The organism is Streptomyces sp. NBC_00237, assembly GCF_026342435.1.
GTDB lineage: Bacteria > Actinomycetota > Actinomycetes > Streptomycetales > Streptomycetaceae > Streptomyces.
In genome coordinates this window covers 1-15,691 of sequence record NZ_JAPEMT010000009.1, presented here as the reverse complement: position 1 = coordinate 15,691, position 15,691 = coordinate 1, and the positions used below count along the sequence as shown (strand labels likewise).

Below are 15,691 nucleotides of genomic sequence, written 5' to 3'. Positions count from 1 at the left end.
CCGAGGGCAGCGGGGGAGGTGTTGTCAACGGCAGGGTGAAGGGTCAGACCGGGCCGTCAGGTCGGGTTGCCGTCCAGGTTGTCGAGCACCTTGCCGGTTCCCCTTTCAAGGACCTGCCAGTACGAGTTGCCTACTTCTTTGCCGTTGGTGACCTTGTCACTGTCCTGGTCGTAGGCGAGGGACCCGAACACCATGGACGACACGTCGAAGCTAGCGGGCCCCTGGTCCTTGGAGCGCAGGAAGTTGAACCGCTGCTGGTCGCTGTTGGCGTTGCACTTCTGCGTGACGATCTTGTAGCCGGTGTCGGCCAGGCACCGCTTCGTGGCCACGTTCTGGACCTGGACCCACTTGTTCGATGCGTGAGTGTACGGAGTGGAGAGCGTCCCGCCGGTTTTCACCGAGATCACACGCCACTTCATGTGCGGGTTGTTCAGATGACGGGTGCAGTTGCGGGTGTAGACATTGCCCACGCTGCTGCTGTCGAGGCACTGGTTGCTCTTGCCGATGGCCCTGAGCAGTGACGGAACGTTGGCGTCATTGCTGGGCTCGGTGGCAGCGGTGGCAGTCGTACACATGACGGACAGTGCGGCGGTGAGGGCGAGAACGGGCACCTTCAGTCTCATGACGTTCCCCTTCGTAGGTGGCTGCGGCACCAGGGGCATGCGTTCCTGCGTTTCTCTGGGCCGCATCTCGGATAACGGGATAAACCCACCACATGGCCTCAAGTCGGCGAGCCAGACCCCACCTTCCCGGCCGCAAACTCACTCCGCTGGCTCAGCGACCAACTCCCGGGGAGCAGCACCCAACGTCTTCGAGCTGGCTCGCCTGCCTTCACCCCGGACGACGCCGTTCTGCACACGCGTACCGGCTGCTCTGGCGTGGTGGACCGTGTTGTCTAATTTCGATGTGGTCCCTCGCGGTCCGGCGTCGTTGACCAAATTAGCCGGTGTCGGTGCCGGGAGCGGACAGCGTCGGGGAGGCGTCAGTGTCGCTGCGTACGGGCGGGACAGGTTGGGTTCCGGAGATGACACGAAGGGTCGCCGAAGCTGCCTTGCCTCAGGGCAGCCCGGCAATGAGGGTGCGGGATGCGCTGGGCGAGTTGTTCCGTGACGAGGACTTCGCTGACCTGTTTCCCCAGCGGGGACGGCCTGCCCTGTCGCCGGCGGTTCTCGCGATGGTGTCGACCCTGCAGTTCGCCGAGGGGCTTTCCGATCGTCAGGCTGCCCTGGCTGTCAGGGCACGTATCGACTGGAAGTACGCACTTGGCCTGGAGCTTGAGGACCCGGGGTTTGACCATTCAGCGCTGAGCGAGTCGGTCCTTCCCCTGGCCGGGTGAAGGAGGGCCTGCTTGACCGTGTGCGGTCGTGCCGGTCGGACAATGCCGGGGCGGCGATTGTTAAGTGGCCGGAGCGTCCCGGCACCCGCCGGGCACAACCCCCAGGGACTCCACATGCTCCGTACGAAGACCTCGCGCCGCTGCCGCACCTTGGCCGCCGCCGCCCTGAGCCTCCCGGTGTTGCTGTCAGCGGCCCCTGCCGCCGTGGCCGATGACGGGAGGATCGCGACCATCCACGAGATTGGTGATGCGTACAGGGAATCGAGGGCCACCATCCTGGTCCCTGTCACCTACTCGTGCGACCTTGGTGCCTTCGCGCAGACCTTCCCCGATACTGCCCTCAGCCTGACCGTCACGCAGGACGGGATCAGCCGTGCCGCCGACAGCGGGACGAAGACGGTCTGCGACGGCAAGAAGCACATCATCGGCTTCCGAGTGCACAGCGGCCAGCAAGGCTCCTCCGCCCCGGAGAACTGGCATAAGGGGAAGGCGGAGGCGCGCGCCTCGATCGGCGGGACAAACGTGTTCCTCGCACGGTTGCCCGGGGTGGGCCAGGCGGCGTACTCGCAGTTCGACACAAAGACCGCCACCGTCGCGGTGCTCTAGGCCCGACGTGCCCTCGCTGAACACCTGCTGACCCCGCCCGCATCACCGGGAGCCCCATAGGCCACCAGCCGCCAGCACCTGATTCGCACCCCCTCGCGCTACCCCCAAGGTCATTTCGCAACGAAGAAGAAGATGGCCCCGAAGTACTGCCAAGACACGAGGGAAAAAGTCTCAACACCCACTCAGCGGAATTGGCCAACAGAGTCCAGGGACCGTGTCAAGGGGAAACGGGCTGCACCAACCCCGCTCAATGCGCACCGGATGGACCGCGATGCACACCGGGGTTACGTGGCGAGGGCGGCCCTCTCCAGGTGCATGGAGTTCCTCAGACCTGCTCGCCGCGATTCCTCACCTGCAGCAGGTTGCGGACTGGTGCCGCGGGCAGGACCAGCTGTTGCTGTGCCGCGCGGAGGCTGTGTCAGTGCCTCCTGCGATCCTTCTTCGATGGTCAACGAGTACGAGAAGCTGCTGGCGGGGCTGGACGATGTGGACTGGGCCAGCCTGTCCCACGCCTACGAGTCGGCGTATGACGTTCCAGGGCATATACGCACCCTGTGCGGGAGCGACGACGAGGCGCGCAAGCAAGCGTTCAGCAGCCTGTTCAGCAGCATCTTTCATCAGGGCAGCCGCTATTCGGCCTCTCCGGCCGCCGTGCCGTTCCTCGCGAGGATCGCCCTCGCAGGCCCTGCCGCCGCCCGCGAGGACACGATGTGGCTGCTCACCCGCCTGGCCGTGGACTGGCACGACGAGTACGACGTGACCACCGGCATCAACGTGGCCGGATGGCGTGCGGCCGCGGCGGAGGTCGGACCGGAGGAACTCCTGCCGTGGTACGAGGAGCAGCTGGCCGCCGCACCGGATGCCGATCAGCGCGCACAGCTGCAGGAGATACGGGACTGGGTGGCCGCCGGTAACTCGCCCGACGCCCGGTGGTCGGCACTCCAGTCATACGACGCAGTCCTCGCCGAACTCCCCTTCCTTCTCGCCCTACTCGACGACGATGACGCACGACTGCGGACCCGGATCGCCTACCTCCTGGCCTGGTTTCCAGAACTCTCCACTACCACCCTGCCTCGCCTCCTTGCCCTTGCCGCACATGAGAAGGACCCGGTCACCGCAGCCACCGCACTGCTCGCCGCCGGCATCGTCGGACCTTCCTCCACGGCCGAGGACATCGCCCCGTACCTGGATGCGACAGATCCGCTGATGCGATGGGCCGCGGCCACCGCCCTCATTCGCCTCGCCAGCCTCGACGGAACCCCTGTCGGCCCCGGCCTGCTCGGCCGGGCTGCCACGGAACTCACCGCAGCTGCCCGAAGCCCGTTCGATCGCGTAACCGACTACTGCGAGGGCGACCTGTTCGGCCACATCGAGCGCACCTTGCACGCCCTGCCACCCGGCTCGGACCCGGCCGCCGTGCAAGAGGCGCAGGGAAACGAGCTTCTGAAACCAAGGTGGGGCGAACCGTTCTGAAAGGCCCAAACCTGGCCCCCTTGACCAGGTGTCGCCTCTGAGGGCGAACCCGGCTGCTACCCCCTTGACCACCTGCGCTGTCGGCCGCCGTTAGACCGCGGGCAAGGGGGGTCCCTGCACGCTGCTCCCTCGGATCAACCCCATACCGGGGCAGCGAGGGAGAGGAACGATGGAGATCACCTACTCACGGACCAGGCGCAGGCCGTCCGCGAACCCATCAGGGCGGACGAGCCGCTCGTGGTGGGCAAGCCGAAGCAGCCTCCTGCGGGCACCACTTGGGAGGCCCCTTGGGAACCCCCTTTGGTGCCCGGCACCCAAGAGCACGGCAAACTCCCTGGTCAGCCCACGAATTTGCGCGAAATCCGAACCGTCACAACCCTCTTCTCTCCTCTTGTTGTCCGGAGTAGAGAAGATCATCGGGTTCCGGGGGGCCCGGACGCCCTCCCCAACCGATCGCGGTCGGCAGACAGCCGGCGGCCGGTCGTACACAACGAGGGAGCAGAGCTGATGGCGGGCAACCGGAAGACCAATCCAGCGGGTTCGACGAACAGTTCCCGCGGCGACGTGCTGCGCGTGCTCGGAGCGCTGAAGGTCGCTACCACTGATCAGATCCAGCGGATCAGCGCGCCGCACCTGACCTTCCGGCACGCAGACAAGGCGACCCCGGCGAAGCAGAAGCAGGCCCGCACCGCCACGCACACTGGTGCGCTCGCCGACATGCGCAAGCACGGCCTGTCCGAGAACGGCGGCACCACCGAGACCAGCGACGTCCTGCGGAACCTCACCCCCAAGGGCCTCAAGGCCGCCTCCTACGAACTGCGCCGCCCGGAATCGGAGATGGGCTCCACCGCCCGTGGCGCGGGCGCCAGCGGCGCCTCCCACCCCCTGGCCGTCAACGAGACCGTGATCGCGATGCTGCGCCCGAAACCGGACATGGCCAAGCTCGCCCGCGAATCCGCCGACATACAGGCGGCCGCCCAGGCGGTCGTCGACGCATCCGACGGCATCGGCACGATCGCCTCGTACTGGACCGAGGTCCCGCTGCCCGCCACCGGCACCTGGAACGCCCCCGGCAAGGGCGGCGCCCAGGCCGACATCGTGCTCACCGCCCCGCAGGATGGGGTGCCGCTACTGTTCATCGAGGTCGACAACTGCCACGAGACTGCCGAGGAACTCGCCGCCAAGCTGGAGAAGTACGCCCGGTTCGTCAAGCGGAAGACGAAGGACACCGACGGCAAGGAACGCCCGATGTGGCGCACCCGCTGGACGGTCCCCGAGGACCGGTACGGCGAAGAGCCGCACCCGCCCGTGCTGCTGGTGTTCAACCACATCGGCGAGCGCAACCCCAACCGCACGAAGCCGCGCCTGCAAGAACTCACCCGCCACCTGTGGCAGGGGGAGTGGCAGCAGGGCGACTACCACCTCTACGACAGGAAGATCCCGATCATCGCGGTTGGCCTGCGGAACCTCCGCGCGCACGGACCGGCCGGTGCCGTGTTCCACCGCTTCGGCCGCAGCCACCCGCAACCGCTCCTGGAGGCGATCGGCAACCCGCGCCGTGATGCTGCCGAAGCCCGCGAGTCGGAAGAGCGAGAGGCTCGCGCGGCGCAGTACAGGGCACAGAGGGAGCGCGAGGCGCAGGCGAAGGCCGCGCGGGAGGCGAAGGAGGCAGCCCAGCGGGAGGCCCGCCGTCCCGTCTGCGCCGGCTGCGGGGAGAAGTTCACCGACCACCGCTGGAAGGCGGTGGAGTCAGCGCGGTGGGACACCCCGGGAGAATCCCACCCTCAACTGTGCGACGCCTGCAAGCAGCAGGCCCTGGGCACTGGTGGAAGCCGCGTTGCTGGCACGCAGGAACACCACCAGGAACCGGCGCGTGACGGGGAAGATTGGCGGAACTTCCGGCGTTCAGTCCGCCGTCCCGTCTGCACCGAGTGCAGGACTGCCTTCACCGACGAACGGTGGAAGGCGACCGAGTGCGTCGGCTGGGGCACATCCGTCCAGGAGCCCCGCCCGTCGCTGTGCGAGGACTGCGACCAGGAGTACATCGCCAGCGTAGAGAGCGCCTGGGAGCACGTGCAGCCGCGTCAGAAGCAGGAACAGCCACAGGAGCAGGGGGAGATCTTGCCGCCGCAGAAGAAGGCCGGCCGCTGGTTCTCACGCCGCACCTGACCGGTACCGCCACCGGCCGGGTCGGCAGGCCCAAGCAACCCTGGGCAAGCCCCCGGCCGGATTCGATCCGCGCCGCCCGGTGCAGTGGGAGGTGGAAGCGCTGGAGCCGGACGAGCTCCAGCGGCTGGTGCTCGCCGCCGTCGACCCGTACGTCGACCGCGACGTCCTGGCCCGGCAGATCGTCCGCGAGCAAGCCCAACGCCGCACCCTCACGACCTTCCTGGAGGGCTGGGACACCGTGGACGGGGGAGCACCGCCGTAGCGCGAGTAGGGCGACGGGGCCCGGTTGTCAGTGGCGGCTGGAAGGCTGGGGTACATGGACAGGGATGAGGAACTCCTTCGCGGCCGGATCTACGGCGAGGACCACGACCACCCCAGGCCCGGCCCCAAGCCCGGCCGCACCTACGCCGAACTGGTCGGCGGCCCGCTGGACGGCCTGCTGCTCGACATCACCCACTGGACCGAGAACGAGATCAGCGACGGTGCCGCGCTGATGACCGAGCTCGGACAGTTCGGCCCCGGCGGCCGGGCCCTGTACGACCCGCGCCCCGGGGCACGACACCAGTGGGACTGGTCGGGCGACGCCCCCTGATGACCCGTCAAGGCGCTACCTTGCGCGACCACTTGGTGGCAGCGGCTGCTCCGGCGTTCGCTGATGCTTTGCATCACGGCAGGGCAAACGCAGGCCGTAGCCAGGACGCAGTCCGCGCCCGACGGCCCACTCGAAATACCTTCCACATTGGGCCGTTGGCGCTGGCAAGATGAGGCGGCATGGCGAACTTCTTGATTAAGGATCTGCGGGAAATAGCTGAGGGCTTCCCCGAGAACCTTGAGGACTGGCCTCATATCCCGTGTCCCACGTGTACGCGAGGGGCCCTGCTTCCGGTCTCCGACTCTTTCGTGGCAGAGGAGTCGGCTACCAGCAGTACCTTGCATACCCACGACGCTTGGGAGCCCGAGTGGATCCAAGGGGGCTTCCACTGCGTGCTCACGTGTAGGAGAGCGACTTGCGACCGCGTTCGTGTCGTCGGGGAGATGTCTGTCGGTCTGGCACGTCGGTACAACGGTCATTACAATCACGACCAGTACGAGCAGTATTTGATTCCGACCATGTTCCTCCCGGCGCTGCCCCTGATTGAAAGCCGCAGCCTCTGCCCCTCAGAGGTAGGGGAACGAGTGGACGCCGCAGCCAAGATTCTTTGGATCGACCCCAACGCTGCTGCGAATAGGATCCGGGCGGCGGTTGAGGCCCTCATGGACGACCGGGGGATCTTCCGTGTGCAACTCAACCCCAAGGGGAAGCCCGTCAGACTCACCCTCGATAGACGGATCGCGAACTTCAAGGCGTTGCCTGATCACACAGACGCAGCTGACCTGCTTCTGGCCGTTAAGTGGATCGGAAACGTGGGTAGCCACGAGGACGTTCTCCGCATCCGTGACGTTTTGGAAGGGGTCGAGTTCTTGGATCATGCCCTGTCCTTGATCTACGACTCAAATCACGACGAAATGAAGAAGAGGGCATCTGAGGTCACAGCCCGGCGAGGGCGCCCCAGCAGCTTCTCCGTCCAAGTGCCGTTCTGAGTGAGTGCCTGTGCAACGTCTCCACTCCAATGGGCCGAGCTGACGCTGCTGAGCAGAGCCACGCACCGCTGCCGCCTCCTTCGTTGACGCCTGGCAGGTATGCCGATTTGAAGGGGGCAGGGACCTCACTCCCACCGGGTCGAACCGATGGGCGTCCACACCCTTGCCCCTACCAGGGAGCTATCTGCGGGCAGCGGAAGTCACTCACCTACCGACGCGTCTTGTTTCACGGCAGGGCGAGGTCGGGGCGCAGCCGGTGCCAGGAGGGGTGGCGCAGAAGTCCGGCGCGGGTGCGGGTGGCCGTAGCGGATCTCGCCGATCAGGCGGGGCAGGACCCACCGTGCGCCGGGCACGGGCGGGACGGTGGTGAAGGGGCAGTCGTCGACGGTGGCCACCGCCAGGAGCCGGGCGAGGTCGGCCCGTTCGCGTGTCGACCAGCCGGTGCCGACACTGCCCACATACTCCAGCCTGCCGTCCGGCTGGGGCTCGCCCAGGAGCACGGCGCCGGGCAGGCCGGACAGGGAGCCGAGCCCCGGTACCCACCCGCCCACTACGCAGTCGATGGTCCGCACATGGGACTGGCGAAGGGGCCGTGTTCCGCCCAACACTATTCCGCTGCTGATCAAGGGCCGAGCTCCGCTTACTTGGAGCCGAGCGGGGTAGGGCAGAGTGCGACAGTATGATCACGCGTTTTATAGGGACCTACCTTTAGGGGAACTGAGTGAGTGAGACGGTCTACTTCCAGGGGAGTCCAGTCGCAGTCGCTGGCCGCCTGCCGTCGGCGGGTGACAAGGCCCAGCCCTTCACGCTCGTCGCTAAGGACTTGTCAGACGTCGGTCTGACTAGTTACGCCGGGAAGCGCAAGGTCCTGAACATATTTCCCAGCGTCGACACCGGTGTCTGCGCTGCTTCCGTACGGCAGTTCAATGAGCTGACGAGCGGCCTGGACAACACCGTAGTGCTGTGCATCTCCGCGGACTTGCCGTTCGCGCAGTCGCGGTTCTGTGGGGCAGAGGGCTTGGACAGCGTGGTCACCTTGTCCACGCTCCGTGGCGCCGAGTTCAAGCTGAACTACGGTGTGGATATGACTTCGGGCCCGCTGGCCGGGCTGGCCGCCAGGGCGGTCGTCGTGCTGGATGGCAACGACGAGGTCCTGTACTCGGAGCTGGTGAATGAGATCACCCAAGAACCCAACTACGATGCGGCCTTGGCTGTTCTGAGGTAGTTCCTCCTGTACATTCTCAGCCCGCCATCGAGCTATCGATGGCGGGCTGCCAGTTTGACTGGGGAAGAGGCGGTGTTCCATCCCTGAGTTATTCCAAGGCGAAGCAGATGCCCCTGTACTCGTGAAGCTGCCGCTACCCGTCATGAATGGAGCGTGACTGTCCTCCGGGCTCGAACCGGCAGCGGATCGCGGGCATGGCCTTGATGTGCAGGGTGTTGCCCTGGCCGCGCCGGACGGTCGCGCGGGCCGCCCGGTTTTCACTGTCCGTAAATGGTCTATTGCGGCAGGTCATGACACTGGGAAGATCATCATGGCGCAGCTCGGTCCCGTGTGGAGGGCGGAGGCGTCCGTTGAGGGGGATTTTCGTGGTGGCTGTGGTGTCTCAGGCGGAGCGTGTGGAGCGGTTGCGGGCGCAGTTGCAGGGTCGGCCGGTGACGGCTCGGGGGCAGCGGCTGGCGACGTCGACGCGGGAGTCGGGTCTGCTGTACGGGGTGGTGTTGCGGGCGGCGTCCCGGCTGGACGCGGGCCTGGAGCTGACCGACCTGGAGGCGGGGTTGCTGCGCCCGCTGGAGTCCGTGCTGGGTGAGCAGGAGATCCGTGAGCTGGGCCGGGTGTACGCGGAGGAGGCATCCTCGCACGGGGTGGATGAGCTGTTCCCTGCGGCACTGACCGGGCGGTCGGCGACCGAGGGGTACTCCATAGCGGATCTGCTCAAGGATCTGCCGGAGATGGGCGACGCCTCCGCGCAGGCGAACGTGCACGTGGTGGACGTCGGCGCCGGGGAGGGGACGGAGTCCTTCGACACCGAGGAGTTCCGCCAGGGGCAGCAGGAGGCCGGCTGGGGTGTCACCCTGCTGACCTCCTCCGCGCACGCCCGGCAGGCCGAGACGCCGTTCCATGCCCGGATCATCCTGGACAAGTTCCACTGCGTGGATGACACCAACGAGGCCACCCGGGACGAGATCTACTGGGGCCTGAGCGCGGGCGGCGACGACAACACGAGGACGGCACGCCGGACCCGGGAGTACGGCTCGATCACCCAGGGCGACTGGGCGACCATCCGGAGCGATGAGAACGTCCTGTTCGAAGGGGCCATCCAGCGTGCCGTGGGCTTCCATCTCGCCTGCTGGGAAGCCGACGACAGCGGCGCCGACTTCACCAGGGAGCTGTCCCGCAAGCTCCTTGGCATCTCCTTCGAGCTGACGAGATTTTCCGACTTGATCAGTGATTTCCCCGCGGGCCAGTGGGAGAACACAGCGGACTGGATCATGCTGGCGGCGATGGTCGCGCGCCTCATCGCCGAGCTGCTCGAATGGCTTACCAACGACGACGACTTCGTCCAGGAACGCACTTTCGTCCTCGACCGTGCGGCGCTCGCCCAGCTCGCTTCCCAGCCCGACCGGTCCGCCTCCTTCCGGTTCCAGGGTGACGGCGGCATCTTCGACCTGTACCTCAAGTGGCAGGGGGCCACGCCCACCAACGCCGTGACCGCAGTCAAGAAGACCAGGGGAACCTGGGGCGCTCCTGTCCGTCTCCCCGGCACCACCACTGACACGCCCGCCCTCGCCACTTTCAACGGCGTCCTGTACTGCGCCGTCCGCGGCGGCAACTCGATCTTCATCAGCCGCCTTGAGGCGGGCGGGTGGAGCTGGTTCTACCCGATCCCGGAGCGGACCACCCCCCACGCGCCGGCGCTGGCCGTCTTCAACAACACCCTGTACCTGGCCTACACCGGGATGGCCAACGAGCCACTCCTGCTGGCCTCCACCGACGGCACCAACTGGCACTCGCGGATCCAGCTGCCCGGCTACGCCGTCACCGGCTCCGCCCTGGCCGTACGCAACGGGCTCCTGTACTACACCCGCAATTCCTACGGCTCACTCGTCATCCACTCCTCGGCCAACGCCACCACCTGGAGCAGCCCTGCCCCGGTCGGCGGGCCATACGGTGGCCTGGCCAACAGTGCCCCGGCCATGGCCGTCCACGGCGGCACGCTCTACGTGGCCCACCGGGATGTTATGACCGACCGGGTTGTCATCAACGCCCACACCAACAACAGCTGGGGCGCCCCCGTCACCCGCGCCGGCACCACCCCCTCCGCACCCTCCCTCGCTGTCAGCGGTAACACCCTCCACTGCACCGTCCGCGGCGGCGACAACAAGATCTGGCAGAGCAACCTCACCGGCACCAGCACCACCTGGACCCAATTCGGGCACCTCCTCGAAGACGCCATCACCCTCTCCAGCCCTGCCGTCGGCACCTCCGGCACCGGCGAACTCCACGTGGTCTACCGCTCCGCCGACTTCTGACCACGACCACCCCAGGCCCCCTGCCGGATGGCCGCCTTGGTCTTTTCAGGAGCGGAAAGCCCGACCTGGCGGCGGGGGGTCTGTCAAGGGTGATGGCGCGGTAACGGGCCGTCATGACAAGATCGCAGATGGTCGGCAGAGAGCCGGTCAGGGGGAGGGAGTCAGCCATGTCTGACGAGCAAAGCGGCATCAAGATAACCAACTTGGGCGACATCCCGTCGACTGCGACCCCGGTATCCGAGGTCGAGGCCAAGGATGCGGGAAGCCTCAGCCTGCGATACGAGGACGGTGTGGCCCGGCTCGTGGTCAGCGGCGGAACGGCCCTTCCGGTGAAGCTGCTGGTGGTCGACGAGACAGGAAGTCGGGTTGCCGCCTACACGGCGGAGCAGCCCACTCGCGCCAGGAGCGCAAGCATCCCCATGGGAGTCAGTGCCGACGACACCGCGGCCCTCCCCGAATACGGGGGGACCAAGGTCGAGATCGACGACAACGAACTGTTCATCTATCGCGAGCACGACGTCCTCGCGCGTCTTGAGAAGAACTAGCAGCACCGGACTTCACACGACGCCGCGCAGCAGACCGGTTGGCCGCCCCTGCCTCTGACGCCCCCTCCCATTGGAAGGGGGCGTCAGCAGGTTCCGGGACGCGGATTCGGGAGGATGACGTCGGTGTCCGAAGCTGACCACCGGCGCACCCTTCCTCATGCCAGAGCGGTTTCCGTTTCGTCCTCGCCGCCTATGTCGCCGTCGAGCCCGTCCGGGCCCTGGCCGCAGGTTCGCCGTTGACGGCCGGCCCGGCCTGAGTTCCGTCCTCGACTTCCTGGACGGCGACATGCTCACCGCCCAGGAAGTCGACCGCCTCGGCCGCAACCTCCTCAAGCCTGGGTGGTCACGACCCTGTTGCATCAGACGCAACATTGATGAGTCTGCCTGCCAGGGTGCAGGTCAGCGACCGGAACGACTCCGGCCGCTGACTCAGGCTCAGGGCCACGACCAGCGAGAACAGCCGTCCCGCACGCATGGGGGATGTTGCATCAAATGCAATTCATCCTGCTTACTGCCCCAGACATGCGGGCCCTCTCCTTGGTTCTGGCACACATTCCGTGAGGGCGATCACCAGGGTTCCCGTGCAGTGACGTAGCGTCATCTGAGGGTGGGGCGACTTTCGCTGCGGGGCTATCGCAGCGGCCCCTGCTCGTCGATAAATACGGTGGGATCGGATAGGAATACATCGGCGCTGACTGGGCCGTAGGCGATGTTGAAGGTGTCGAGCCAGTACGACCAGCCGCGGATTCCGGCCGCGCTGCTGAACCGATAGTTCAACTGCCAGCGCACCCACTGTCCGGGGACGAGCCGTACGGCCGGAGGCCGTCGGGGGCGGGGCGGCAGACCGAACAGGGGCTGCACTCGGGGAAGGACACGCAACTTTCCGTCGACCTCGCGAAGCTGGACATCGACCTTGCGCAGGTCTTCCCAGCTGTCATACGGGACGAAGCCGTCGCTTTCCTGCATGCGGATCACATGCGCGGAGGATGCCTCGGCATGTGGGAGGGCGAAACCGACCGGAGCCGCGTTCCTGCGCGCGGCCGGCTCGCCGCCCCGGGAATCCTTCGTCCAGGACGTCCGGATCCATTGCACGGTGATCTCCACGGCGCTCCCCTTCCGGTCCGTCGAGGAAGTCACTCTACGTCTGTGGTCACGAATCACCGGGCCTCCCCGGCGGTTACGGGACGTGCTTGCGGACGAGCGGCGGTGAGGAGGACGCGTTTGCGAAGGAGGGGCAGTTTCGCCCTGCCGAACATCTGGCGCTTAATCATCTTGATGTGGTTGACGCGGCCTTCGACGGGTCCAGAGTTCCAGCGGGTGGTCAGCCCTTGGAGTACGGCGTCCCAGTCTTTCTCCAGGCCGTGCGCGAAGGTGTGCAGGCCCGGAAGGTTTTCGGCCTGAACGGCGACGGTCCAGTCCTTGAGGTGCTGGCCGGAGCGTGTGGCGAGCATTTCGGCGAAGGAGCGGACGAGCCGTTCGGCGGCGGTCAGCTCAGGGCAGCGTGCGAGGACGCCGGTGAACTGTTCTCGCTCGTCGTCCCGCAGGTGGTCAGGGTTGCGCATCATCCAGCCCGTGACCTGGCGAACCCCTGGCTGTGCCGGGCCGACGATGCGGATGCGCTGTCGGCGGCGGGGCCTGAGGTAGTCGCTGATGATCTGGTAGCTGCCCGGGTAGCCGAGTTCCTTCAGTTCCTGGTGCAACAGGATGGCGTTGGTCTGGCCCTCGGCCCAGCGCCGGTCGAGGTGGTCTTTGAACGGGTCGAGTTGGCTCGGGCGGGGCTGGTGACGGCCGTTGAGTATCTGCTCAGGCGTCTCGGCACGGGCGGCCTTGCGGACGGTGTTGCCGCCCATATGCAGTTCGCGGGCGATCTCCCGGATGCCGTGCCCCTGGTCGAGAAGGGAGTGAATGATCGCATGGCGCTGCCGTAGCCGGGCCTCGATGGGCGACATCTCCTTCGTCGTGTGCTCCGGCTCGGCGAAGGGGATGTGCACGATGCCGTTCTCGTCGGCCTCGGGCGTTTTGAGGCAGGCGTTGTGCTGGCGCACGCAGCGTTCGACCGCAGTGCCAAGGTTCTGGAGCAAGTGGAAGGGGTCAGCGACCTGGATTGCGTGGGGTGCCCCGGTGCGGGCACCGTCGGCGTAGGAGCCCGCCCGATCCCGGCAGATGATCTCCGAGCCGGGATGGGCGCGCAGCCAGACGGCCAGCGTCGTCGCGTCCCGCCCGGGAAGCAGGTCCAAGGGCTGGCTGGTCTCGCAGTCGATCAGAACCGTGCCGTAGTGCTGTCCTCTGCGCGTGGCAAAGTCGTCGACCCCCAGCACTTTCGGCACCGTCCAGGACGGATCGGGCATGGCCATCACCAACCTGAGCAGCGTCATACGGCTGACCACACTGTGCAGGATCGTCGCGAAGCGAGCACCGCAACGGCCGGCGAGAGCGACGGCCACCGCCTCCAGTACCCGGCGGAAGGCCGGGGTCTGCCTGCCGTAGCGCACGGTGAGCCCGTCGACCTGCTCGACAAACGTACGGCGCGGGCAGGCGGTGTTCTCGCAGTACAACCGCCGGACAGACAGGTCGATCCGTACCGGCTGATCCCCCACCGGGCCGTCGGCAAGATGCCGCTCGTAGGCACTGTGCACCCGCTGAGACGGTGCCGCGCAGTCCGGGCACAACACAGCGGTATCCCGGGTTCTGGCCACCACATGAACCACGTCGTCCACAGAGAAGACGTCGTCCACCCACACGGGAGCGAGGTACGGGAACAGCACACGGACTAGCTCGTCACACCGCACCACGGTCCCAGATGACGCTACGTCACTGCACGGGAACCCTGGTGATCGCCCTCACGGAATGTGTGCCAGAACCCTCTACCCACGTACATAGCCACACCAGCCCGCCCCGGCCCCGGCCGGGCCGCTCGTGATGCCCCCGGCGGGGCTCGGGCCGCTCTCGGCGTGGTCCACGGAGGAGGTGCTGCCTGTGGGCGGGACATTCGCGGCCCCGGCCCGTCGCAGCGTGCGCGCGGACCTCGTCTACACAGCGGTGGGCCAGGACGTGCCCGTGCTGTTCGTGGAGGTCGACAACGGCACCGAAGGCCCGCCGATCCTCGCGGACAAGATCGCCCGCTACCGGGAGTTCTTCACCCGCCGGGTCACCGTGAGCGGCAGGGGGACCACGGGCCAGCAGGACACCCTGCTGTGGCGCACGGTGTGGCCCGACCCCGGCCGCGACGGACACCCGCCCCTCGCCCTGGTGTTCACCAAGACCATGGGCGAAGAACCGATGCGCGCCCGGATGCGGCAGATCGCGGAACTCTCGACAGAGCACTGGGCCGGGACGTGGCGGGCCGCCTACCAGCAGGGCGAGGAACGCGACGGCTACCGCGACTACGGCCAGGCGCTGCCTGTCCTGGCCACCACCCTGGCCCGCCTGACGGCCCACGGGCCGTGCGGGCCCATCTGGTGGCGGTACGGCCACCGAGGCTGGCAGACGCTCGCTGACGCCCTCGACAACCCCGACGACTACCGCGCCTACCGCGTACGCGACGACGCCCGCCGCGCCGCCGAGAAGACCCGCCAGGAGCGCGAGAACGCCCGTCGGCAGCACGAGGCACAGGAGCGCGCGGCAAAGGCCGCACGCCTGGAAACGCTCCGATGGCTCTGCCCGTCCTGCGACGAACGCCCCTACCCCGCCCCCGGCCTGGTCACCGGCGGCCCCTGCGGACGCTGCATCGAGACGGAGCGGGTGCGGGCGGAGGAAGAGGCGTACTGGGACGAGCAGAAACGTGCCCAGCGGCTTTTCAACTGGCCCGGACGCAAATGAAGCGGATTCCAGACCCGCCGAATGAGACGTGAATTTGTCCCGCACTCCCCGGGCGTTTTGCCCGGGGGTGCGGCCCCTTTTTCGTGGCTTGCTTTCCGGGAAGAGCGAGGGAATGAGTTCGGGGGTGCAAGCCTTCGGCCGGACTCTGCCGGGAGCTTTCAGCGCGGTCCAGGGTGGTGCTGCCAGAACCCAGACGCTACACAGCCAGACAACGTGATGCACCACCCCTGGGGCGCGTCCGCTCCTGTGAGTAGCGCGGTATCAGATTCCGTCCCGAAGGTGCGGTCTGCTGGTGGGCTCGACCGGACGGCCCCAGGGGGAGGAGGGGCAGGGTGGAGCGCAGCGGAACCCGTCACCACGGTAAGGCCAGCGCCTGATCAAGCCGACGGCCCGTCACCCTCATTGCGGGGGTGGTGGCTGGGAATCCCAGACGCTACACAGGCCCGCACATGATGCACCCTCCTCCCGTAGCCAGCCCCAGTGACCGCGCTTGCGCGGTCACATCAATTCGCGCTTGCGCGAATTGTATTCCGTTCGGAATTCCGTTTACGGAATTCCATTCCGGCGCTTGCGCCGGAATTCGAATTGCGCTTGCGCAATTCGTCGCTTTATGCCCCGGCTTGCCGGG

General features: G+C 67.0%; 13 protein-coding genes and 2 pseudogenes. 11 read left to right on the top strand and 4 right to left on the bottom strand.

The window, feature by feature from the left end:
• Positions 1 to 56: 56 nt before the first annotated feature.
• Positions 57 to 623 (bottom strand): hypothetical protein, encoded by a 567-nt coding sequence (locus OG897_RS40405; RefSeq protein ID WP_266665439.1) that lies wholly within the window; start codon positions 621 to 623, stop codon positions 57 to 59.
• A gap of 401 nt (positions 624 to 1,024) precedes the next feature.
• On the opposite strand from OG897_RS40405, the pseudogene OG897_RS40400 reads away from it, so the two are divergent.
• The 7 genes and pseudogenes from OG897_RS40400 to OG897_RS40370 form a co-directional block, all read left to right on the top strand.
• Positions 1,025 to 1,312 (top strand): annotated as a pseudogene (locus tag OG897_RS40400) (transposase); the annotation flags it as partial.
• Between the two features lie 138 nt (positions 1,313 to 1,450).
• Entirely contained in the window at positions 1,451 to 1,942 is a 492-nt protein-coding gene (locus tag OG897_RS40395) for a hypothetical protein (protein ID WP_266665438.1), read from the top strand.
• A gap of 444 nt (positions 1,943 to 2,386) precedes the next feature.
• Entirely contained in the window at positions 2,387 to 3,415 is a 1,029-nt protein-coding gene (locus OG897_RS40390) for a hypothetical protein (RefSeq protein WP_266665437.1), read from the top strand.
• Positions 3,416 to 3,922: 507 nt separating this feature from the next.
• Entirely contained in the window at positions 3,923 to 5,584 is a 1,662-nt protein-coding gene (locus tag OG897_RS40385; RefSeq protein ID WP_266665435.1) for a replication-relaxation family protein, read from the top strand.
• Between the two features lie 91 nt (positions 5,585 to 5,675).
• The gene (locus tag OG897_RS40380; RefSeq protein WP_266665433.1) at positions 5,676 to 5,846 is read left to right on the top strand and encodes a hypothetical protein; all 171 of its coding nucleotides are present in this window, start codon (positions 5,676 to 5,678) and stop codon (positions 5,844 to 5,846) included.
• 54 nt (positions 5,847 to 5,900) lie between these two features.
• A complete protein-coding gene (locus tag OG897_RS40375) occupies positions 5,901 to 6,176 on the top strand; it encodes a hypothetical protein (RefSeq protein ID WP_266665431.1) in 276 nt (91 codons plus the stop codon).
• Positions 6,177 to 6,355: 179 nt separating this feature from the next.
• Positions 6,356 to 7,165: a DUF4145 domain-containing protein gene (locus tag OG897_RS40370; RefSeq protein WP_266665429.1), complete on the top strand. Its 810-nt coding sequence runs from the start codon at positions 6,356 to 6,358 to the stop codon at positions 7,163 to 7,165.
• 226 nt (positions 7,166 to 7,391) lie between these two features.
• On the opposite strand, the pseudogene OG897_RS40365 reads toward OG897_RS40370, so the two are convergent.
• Positions 7,392 to 7,752 (bottom strand): annotated as a pseudogene (locus tag OG897_RS40365) (ATP-dependent DNA ligase); the annotation flags it as partial.
• Positions 7,753 to 7,886: 134 nt separating this feature from the next.
• On the opposite strand from OG897_RS40365, the gene tpx reads away from it, so the two are divergent.
• From tpx to OG897_RS40350, 3 genes are all read left to right on the top strand, one after another.
• Positions 7,887 to 8,390, top strand: a complete 504-nt coding sequence (gene tpx, locus OG897_RS40360; protein ID WP_266665428.1) for a thiol peroxidase — start codon at positions 7,887 to 7,889, stop codon at positions 8,388 to 8,390.
• Between the two features lie 368 nt (positions 8,391 to 8,758).
• On the top strand, positions 8,759 to 10,699 hold the full coding sequence (locus OG897_RS40355; RefSeq protein ID WP_266665426.1) for a hypothetical protein: 1,941 nt from the start codon (positions 8,759 to 8,761) through the stop codon (positions 10,697 to 10,699).
• A 167-nt stretch (positions 10,700 to 10,866) separates the two neighbouring features.
• Positions 10,867 to 11,244 carry a co-chaperone GroES family protein gene (locus tag OG897_RS40350; protein ID WP_266665424.1) on the top strand — a complete coding sequence of 126 codons (378 nt, stop codon included), beginning with the start codon at positions 10,867 to 10,869 and terminating at the stop codon, positions 11,242 to 11,244.
• Between the two features lie 630 nt (positions 11,245 to 11,874).
• On the opposite strand, the gene OG897_RS40345 is transcribed toward OG897_RS40350, so the two are convergent.
• Both OG897_RS40345 and OG897_RS40340 read right to left on the bottom strand, forming a co-directional pair.
• Positions 11,875 to 12,348 (bottom strand): hypothetical protein, encoded by a 474-nt coding sequence (locus tag OG897_RS40345; RefSeq protein WP_266665422.1) that lies wholly within the window; start codon positions 12,346 to 12,348, stop codon positions 11,875 to 11,877.
• A 53-nt stretch (positions 12,349 to 12,401) separates the two neighbouring features.
• Positions 12,402 to 13,985, bottom strand: coding sequence for an ISL3 family transposase (locus OG897_RS40340; protein WP_266665420.1), 1,584 nt, complete (start codon positions 13,983 to 13,985; stop codon positions 12,402 to 12,404).
• A 235-nt stretch (positions 13,986 to 14,220) separates the two neighbouring features.
• Here OG897_RS40340 and OG897_RS40335 point away from each other — a divergent pair, with 235 nt between their 5' ends.
• Complete coding sequence (locus OG897_RS40335; protein WP_266665419.1) at positions 14,221 to 15,063, top strand: replication-relaxation family protein; 843 nt, start codon at positions 14,221 to 14,223, stop codon at positions 15,061 to 15,063.
• Positions 15,064 to 15,691: the final 628 nt, after the last annotated feature.

Coding starts and splice junctions, on each gene's coding strand:
- OG897_RS40405 (WP_266665439.1), bottom strand. CDS start 623: ATGAGACTGAAGGTGCCCGTTCTCGCCCTCACCGCCGCACTGTCCGTC.
- OG897_RS40395 (WP_266665438.1), top strand. CDS start 1,451: ATGCTCCGTACGAAGACCTCGCGCCGCTGCCGCACCTTGGCCGCCGCC.
- OG897_RS40390 (WP_266665437.1), top strand. CDS start 2,387: ATGGTCAACGAGTACGAGAAGCTGCTGGCGGGGCTGGACGATGTGGAC.
- OG897_RS40385 (WP_266665435.1), top strand. CDS start 3,923: ATGGCGGGCAACCGGAAGACCAATCCAGCGGGTTCGACGAACAGTTCC.
- OG897_RS40375 (WP_266665431.1), top strand. CDS start 5,901: ATGGACAGGGATGAGGAACTCCTTCGCGGCCGGATCTACGGCGAGGAC.
- OG897_RS40370 (WP_266665429.1), top strand. CDS start 6,356: ATGGCGAACTTCTTGATTAAGGATCTGCGGGAAATAGCTGAGGGCTTC.
- OG897_RS40350 (WP_266665424.1), top strand. CDS start 10,867: ATGTCTGACGAGCAAAGCGGCATCAAGATAACCAACTTGGGCGACATC.